Here is a 6,405-nt window from a genome sequence, read left to right on the forward strand (position 1 = left end):
CACGCCGCATTCGGGCAACAGCGCGCCGGGCAACCCGCTCGCACCGGTGTCGTCGCTGCTCCAGTCGCTGACGGGCGCACTGCCGAGGTAATCGGCCGGACACGCACGGCGGCGCGAGATCGGCCGCCGTGCGCAACGGGTCGCGCAACGCGGCATGACAGGGATGTCATGCCGCGTTGTCCTTTTTGGGGCGCGCTTTCTTTCGTCGCATGAACGGCCGTGGCCGGCGTTCGTCGGCCGACGCGGAATAATCGGCCTCCTTCGTCCGTTTACATACCGAATCCCGGCAGCACCGGCCGGCGGGATAATGGTCGCGACGAAGCCGATCGTCCCTGCCGGTGCCGCCGTGTCGCGATGCCGTGCCAAGGAGAAAGGACATGAAACGGATACTCGTTGCCGCCGCGCTGACGGCGGCTATCGTGCGGCCGGCCGCCGCGGAACCGCCCCGTGCCGGCGACGGCAAACTGGTCGACGAAGATCGCATGACGCTGTACGTGTTCGATCGCGACGCGCCCGGCAAGAGCGCGTGCGACAGCGCGTGCGCGGCCAACTGGCCGCCCGCGCTCGCCGACGCGTACGACAAGGCCGTGGGTGCGCTGAGCCTCGTCGCGCGCGACGACGGCCGCAAGCAATGGGCGTATCGCGGGCGCCCGCTGTATCGCTGGAAGCAGGATCGCAAGCCCGGCGACGCGGGCGGCGACGGGATCGGCGGCATGTGGCACGTTGCGCGCCCGTGACCGCGTGGCGGTGCGCGAGGCATCCTGATGAGCTATGAATCGGATCTGCTGGTGTGGCTGCCGCATCTCACGCGCTATGCGCGCGCGCTGACGGGCGACCGCGCCTGGGCGGACGATCTCGTGCAGGACACGCTCGAGCGTGCGCTGAACCGCCCGCCGCGCGATGGCGGCAACCTGCGCGCGTGGCTGCTGACGCTGCTGCGGCACCGCTTCATCGACCAGTTGCGCGCGCGGCACGAGATCGCGGTCGACGATGCGACGGCGCCGTGGCAAACGATGGCCGCGCCGGCCGGCGAGATCGGCGGGCTGGTGCTGCGCGACGTGCAGCGCGCGCTGTACCGGCTGCCGGTCGAGCAGCGCGAGGTGTTGCTGCTGGTCGCGCTCGAGGAGTTGAGTTATCGCGACGCCGCACAGGTGCTCGGTGTCCCGGTGGGAACGGTGATGTCGCGCCTCGCACGGGCGCGCGGGCAGATGCGCGCGATGCTGTTGGACGAGCCGTCGGCGCACGGCACGCCCGCGTTACGGGTGATCGGGAAGACATGATGGACGAACCGCGCAAACCTTCGAACGACGAGCGGGACGACGATGCGTCGGCGCAACTGCTGTCCGCGTTGCTGGACGGCGAGCTGTCCGGGCGCGAGCGAAACGAGATGCTCGAGCGGGTGCAGGCCGATCCGGAGGAGGCCGAACGATTCGCGCATTACCGGGCGCAGCGCGACGCACTGCAGGCGCTGTTTCCGCTGCCGGGTGCCGCGCCCGCGCTGTTCGTGCAGCGCCGCGCGCCGCGTCGGCGCGGGATCGCCCATGCGCTCGCGGGGCTCGCGGCCGGGCTGCTGATCGGCATCGCGCTGCACGCGGGCTGGGTCGCGCTCGACAGCGAACCGGCGTTCGCCGCGCGCGCGGATGTCGCGTACGCGACGTACGTGGCCGATCGCGAACATCCGGTCGAAGTCGGAGCAGGCGACCCGGAACGCCTCGCCGGGTGGCTGTCCGCGCGTCTCGGGCGGCCCGTGCGCGCGCCGTCGCTCGACGAATACGGCTACGCGCTGCTCGGCGGACGGCTGCTCCCGGGCGACGCGGGGCCGGCCGCGCAACTCATGTACCAGCGCGCGGACGGCGAGCGCGTGACGCTGTACATGACGGCCTACGACGCACGGCGTGTCGCGCCGCGGGCGATGTCGGCCGGCGACCGCTACACGTATTTCTGGTCGGATCGCGGGATGGGCTACGCGTTGTCCGGCCAGGGCGATGAACGGCGCCTGCGCGAACTCGCGATCGAAGCGTGCGGTGCGCTCGGCGGCCAGACCGACGCATGGAAGGGGTGATGCGCGCGGCGCCGGTACGGAGCACGAGATGAAGATGACGATGACGAAGGGGCTCGTGCTGATCCCGTTGCTGGCGGCACTCGCCGCGGGCACCGCGCTTGCCCGGGCGGAGGGCGACGTACCCGTGCGCGTGCCCGTCGACGCCGACGGCGTGCAGCGGGTCGCGATCGTCGGCGGCAGCTATTTCTTCCGACCGAACCACGTGATCGTGCGGGCGCACGTGCCGGTCGAGCTGACCGTGTCGGCCGAGCCCGGCCTGGTGCCGCACAGCTTCGAAATCGATGCGCCGCAGGCCGGCATCGCGGTGCACACGGCACTCGGCACGACGCCGAAGACGTTTCGCTTCACGCCGGCGCAGCCGGGCCGGTTCGCCTACTATTGCACGCATCGGCTGCTGTTTTTCAGCAGCCATCGCGAGCGCGGGATGGAAGGCGTCCTCGATGTCGAGGCGGCGCCGTGATCGCCGCGTTGCTGGCCGCGAGCCTGATAGGAGCGAGCATGACCGCCGATCCCGTGACCGTCGCGCAGGCGCATTTCGACCACGTCCGCTCGTACCGCGCGACGATCCGCTCGTCCGCGCGCAGCGGCGAACATACGGAATTCCGCTACGCGTACCTGAAACCGGGCTTCGTCCGGATGGATTTCGTATCGCCGCATCACGGCGCGGTGCTCGCGTACGATCCCGGCGACGGCAAGGTACGGCTGCGCCCGTTCGGCGCGCATGCGCCGCCCGCGCTGACGCTGTCGCCGTCCAATCCGCTCGTGCGCGACCGCAGCGGCCACCGGGTCGACCAGTCCGACGTCGGCGAACTGTTGCGCAACGTTCATGCGCTGCAGGAGGGCGGCTCGACGGTGACCGAAGGCGAGGAGGCCGTCGGCGGCCGGACCGCGCTGCGCGTGTCGGTCACGGGCGCACCCGCGCATGCGGTCGACGGCGTGCATCGCTACCGGCTCTGGCTGGATACGGAGGACGGCTTTCCGCTGAAGGTCGTCAGCTTCGCGGACGATGGCGACGTGCCGCTCGAAACCGTGACGCTCGACGACGTCGAGATCGACGTCGCGTTTCCCGAACGCTTCTTCGCGCCCTGAGCGGTGCGCTGACTCATGCCCCTGACGGGCATGCCGGAGGCTGCATGGCGGAATACCGGTTCTCGACGACCTGGCGCGTGGACGCGCCGCTCGCGGCGGTGTGGGATGCGATCTACCAGGTCGACCGCTGGCCCGACTGGTGGAAGGGCGCCGTACGCACCGTCGAGATCGAGCCGGGCGACGTGCGCGGCGTCGGCGCGCTGCACCGGTACACGTGGAAGGGCGCGCTGCCGTACCGGCTGACCTTCGACATGCGCGTGCGACGCGTCGAGCCGCGTCATGCGCTCGAAGGCCGCGCGAGCGGCGCGATCGAGGGCGACGGATGCTGGTCGTTCGCCGCCGACGGCGCACGCACGATCGTGCGCTACGACTGGCACATCCGCACGCACGTGCGCTGGATGAACCGGCTGGAGCCGCTGGGTCGGCCGCTGTTCCGATGGAATCACGACGTCGTGATGCGCGAAGGCGCGAAAGGGCTCGCGCGGCTGCTGGGCGCGGCCGTCGAGACGGACGGCCGGACTTTCCGGCCGTTGCGGGATGCGGGTTGCGCCGATGCCTGAATGCGCGTGAACGTGTGTAAAAGCGCCGAAAGCCGAAAGCCGAAAGCCGAAAGCCGAAAGCCGAAAGCCGAAAGCCGAAAGCCGAAAGCCGAAAGCCGAAAGCCGAAAGCCGAAAGCCGAACGCCAAACGCCAAACGCCGCGCCGCGCCAACCGCTCAGCGCGCGTACGCCATCACCGCGCCATCCACCACCAGGGCGACACGTTCGCCCACGGCCGGACACCGGTGTCCCGGCACGCGTGCGCGCACGAGCACGTCGGGATCGGCATCGAGGCGCACGACCACATCGGCATCCTGGCCCGCGAACCGCGCGGCTTCGACGCGCGCCGTATGGCCGCGCGCGGCATCGGCCTGCGTGACCGGCACGATGCCGATCTGCTCGGGGCGCAGCATCGCGTCGGCCGGCCCGTCGGGCAGCGGCGCGACGAGCGGCAGTTCGCCGAGCGCGCAGGCGATGCGCATGCTGCGCACGCGGCCGGCGAGCAGTACGGCCTGCCCGACGAACGACGCGACGTCGCGCGTGACCGGCTGCCGGTACAGCGTCTGCGGCGAGGCCGTTTGTACGAGGCGGCCGTGCCACATCACCGCCACTTCGTCGCCGAGCGTCATCGCCTCGGGCTGGTCGTGCGTGACGAGCACCGATGTCGCGCCCGCCGCGGCGAGCGCATCCGCGACCGCGCTGCGCGTTTCATGGCGCAGCGACGTGTCGAGCGCGGAGAACGGTTCGTCGAGGATCACGAGCGACGGCTCCGGCGCGAGCGCGCGGGCGAGCGCGACGCGCTGCTGCTGGCCGCCCGACAGTTGCTGCGGCGCGCGGCTCGCATACGATGCGGGCAGCCCGACCATCTCGAGCAGTTCGTCGACGCGATGATGGCGCCGCCGCGCCGCGCGCGGCAGCCCGAACGCGATGTTGTCGGCCACCGACAGATGCGGAAACAGCGCGCCTTCCTGCGGCACGTAGCCGATCCGGCGTGCCTCGGGCGGCAGGTGCAGGTCGGGTGCGGCCACGCGGCGCCCGTCGATTTCGACGGTGCCGCGCTCGGCGCGCTCGAAGCCGCACAGCACGCGCAGCAGGGTCGTCTTGCCGCTGCCGGACGGGCCGAGCAGCGCGAGGCGCGAACCGCGCCGCACCGTGAGGTCGATGTCGTGCAGGACGGTATGCGATCCGAACGATTTGGACAGGCCGTGGATGCGTAGTTCGCTCATGGGCGGTTCCGGGGAAAAAGGGCGGCGCTCAGTTGCGCACCGACGCGCGGCCGAGCAGCAGGAACAGCAGTCCCGATGCGCCGAGCGACAGCGCGACGAGCAGCGCCGCATAGGGCGCCGCGGCGGCGAACGCGAGCGTCGCCGTATCGCTCCACACCTGCGTCGCGAGCGTGCGGGTGCCGATGGGCGACAGCAGCAGCGTCGCGTTGAGTTCCGTCACGACCGAGATGAACACCATCGTCGCGGCCGCGCCGAGGCCCGGTGCCGCGAGCGGCAGCACCACGCGCGTGAGCGTCGCGCGCCAGCCGAGGCCGAGCGAGCGCGCGGTTTCCTCGAGCCGGACCTGCACGTGCGACAGCGCGGCGCGCACGCTGACGACCGCGAGCGGCAGGAACAGGATCGCGTACGCGGCGACGAGCGCCGGTGCGCTCTGGTAGAGCGGCTGCAGCAGCCGCACCGTGATCGACACGATCGCCAGCGCGACGACGATGCCCGGCACGCCCTGCACGGTCATCGCCGTGCGCTCGAGGACGGTGGCGACGCGGCCCGGATAACGGACCAGCAGGAACGCGAGCGGCAGCGCGAGCAGCGTCGTGACGGCCGCCGCTGTCAGGCCGTAGCCGGACGACGCGAGCGTGGCCTGCCACAGCAGCTCGGGCGACACGTCGGCCGGCGTGACGGCGGCTGCGCCCTGTTGCGTGAGCCAGTAGCCGATCGTCGCGAGCGGTACGCCGAGCGTCGCGGCGGCGAGCGCGGCGAACGCGACGGTGACGGGGCCGCGCAGGTTGCCGAGCGGATAACGCATCGCGACGCGGCGTGCGGCGCGGTGCGTATGACCGTAGCGCGCATGGCCGCGTGCGCGCGCCTCGATCGCGAGGCACAGCAGGCACAGCGCGATCAGCACGCAGCCGAGCAGCGACGCGCCGCCGCCGTCGAACGCGGTGCGGTATTCCGCATAGATCTCGGTCGTGAACGTGCGAAAGCGCAGCAACTGGAATGCGCCGAACTCGGACAGCACGCCGAGCGCGACGAGCAGCATCCCGCCGCACAGCGCGGGGCGCAGCTGCGGCAGCACGACGCGGAAGAACGTATGCCACGGCGAGCAGCCGAGCGTGCGCGCGCTTTCCTCCAGCGCGGGGTCGAGTTCGCGCAGCGCGGCGGCCACCGGCAGGTAGACGAGCGGGAAGTACGCGGAGGTCAGCACGATCAGCGCGCCGAGGAAATCCTGCAGGTCGAGGCTCAGCGACACCCACGCGTAGCTCGTGATGAACGGCGGCACCGCGAGCGGCGCGGCCGCCAGCGCGGTCCACAGCGGCCGGGCCGGCAGGTCGGTGCGCTCGATGAACCACGCGAGCGCCGTGCCGAGCAGCATGCACGCGAGGGTCGCGGCGAGCGTGATCGACAGCGTGTTGACGAGCAACTCGCCGACGAGCGGGCGCCACAGCAGCTCGATCGCATCATCGATGCCGAAGGTGGCCGCGCGGTACAG

General features: G+C 71.5%; 8 protein-coding genes. 6 read left to right on the forward strand and 2 right to left on the reverse strand.

Annotated elements, in window-relative coordinates:
• The first annotated feature begins 377 nt into the window (after nucleotides 1-377).
• From ABY44_RS19640 to ABY44_RS19665, 6 genes are read left to right on the forward strand one after another with little or no spacing between them, the layout of a single operon-like run.
• Complete coding sequence (locus ABY44_RS19640) at nucleotides 378-737, forward strand: COG4315 family predicted lipoprotein (RefSeq protein ID WP_027788225.1); 360 nt, start codon at nucleotides 378-380, stop codon at nucleotides 735-737.
• Nucleotides 738-764: 27 nt separating this feature from the next.
• A complete protein-coding gene (locus ABY44_RS19645) occupies nucleotides 765-1,280 on the forward strand; it encodes a sigma-70 family RNA polymerase sigma factor (protein ID WP_431641626.1) in 516 nt (171 codons plus the stop codon).
• Nucleotides 1,277-2,062 carry an anti-sigma factor family protein gene (locus ABY44_RS19650; RefSeq protein WP_027788223.1) on the forward strand — a complete coding sequence of 262 codons (786 nt, stop codon included), beginning with the start codon at nucleotides 1,277-1,279 and terminating at the stop codon, nucleotides 2,060-2,062. The genes ABY44_RS19645 and ABY44_RS19650 overlap by 4 nt, the downstream gene beginning before the upstream one ends.
• Nucleotides 2,063-2,090: 28 nt before the next feature.
• On the forward strand, nucleotides 2,091-2,522 hold the full coding sequence (locus tag ABY44_RS19655) for a quinol oxidase (RefSeq protein WP_027788222.1): 432 nt from the start codon (nucleotides 2,091-2,093) through the stop codon (nucleotides 2,520-2,522).
• Complete coding sequence (locus ABY44_RS19660) at nucleotides 2,519-3,151, forward strand: LolA family protein (RefSeq protein ID WP_431641628.1); 633 nt, start codon at nucleotides 2,519-2,521, stop codon at nucleotides 3,149-3,151. Before ABY44_RS19655 ends, ABY44_RS19660 begins: the two co-directional genes overlap by 4 nt.
• Before the next feature lie 44 nt (nucleotides 3,152-3,195).
• Entirely contained in the window at nucleotides 3,196-3,711 is a 516-nt protein-coding gene (locus tag ABY44_RS19665; protein ID WP_059698953.1) for an SRPBCC family protein, read from the forward strand.
• A gap of 155 nt (nucleotides 3,712-3,866) precedes the next feature.
• On the opposite strand, the gene ABY44_RS19670 is transcribed toward ABY44_RS19665, so the two are convergent.
• Nucleotides 3,867-4,916, reverse strand: coding sequence for an ABC transporter ATP-binding protein (locus tag ABY44_RS19670; protein ID WP_431641630.1), 1,050 nt, complete (start codon nucleotides 4,914-4,916; stop codon nucleotides 3,867-3,869).
• A 28-nt stretch (nucleotides 4,917-4,944) separates the two neighbouring features.
• On the reverse strand, nucleotides 4,945-6,405 hold a 1,461-nt coding region (locus ABY44_RS19675; protein WP_431641631.1), incomplete at its 5' end, for an ABC transporter permease.

The sequence above is a fragment of the Burkholderia sp. ZZQ-2 genome (assembly GCF_050768715.1).
In the GTDB taxonomy this organism is placed as follows: domain Bacteria; phylum Pseudomonadota; class Gammaproteobacteria; order Burkholderiales; family Burkholderiaceae; genus Burkholderia; species Burkholderia cepacia.

What these genes read in the sequence shown, in the direction of transcription:
- ABY44_RS19640 (WP_027788225.1), top strand. Translation starts at nt 378, where the DNA reads ATGAAACGGATACTCGTTGCCGCCGCGCTGACGGCGGCTATCGTGCGG.
- ABY44_RS19665 (WP_059698953.1), top strand. Translation starts at nt 3,196, where the DNA reads ATGGCGGAATACCGGTTCTCGACGACCTGGCGCGTGGACGCGCCGCTC.
- ABY44_RS19655 (WP_027788222.1), top strand. Translation starts at nt 2,091, where the DNA reads ATGAAGATGACGATGACGAAGGGGCTCGTGCTGATCCCGTTGCTGGCG.
- ABY44_RS19650 (WP_027788223.1), top strand. Translation starts at nt 1,277, where the DNA reads ATGATGGACGAACCGCGCAAACCTTCGAACGACGAGCGGGACGACGAT.
- ABY44_RS19645 (WP_431641626.1), top strand. Translation starts at nt 765, where the DNA reads ATGAGCTATGAATCGGATCTGCTGGTGTGGCTGCCGCATCTCACGCGC.
- ABY44_RS19670 (WP_431641630.1), bottom strand. Translation starts at nt 4,916, where the DNA reads ATGAGCGAACTACGCATCCACGGCCTGTCCAAATCGTTCGGATCGCAT.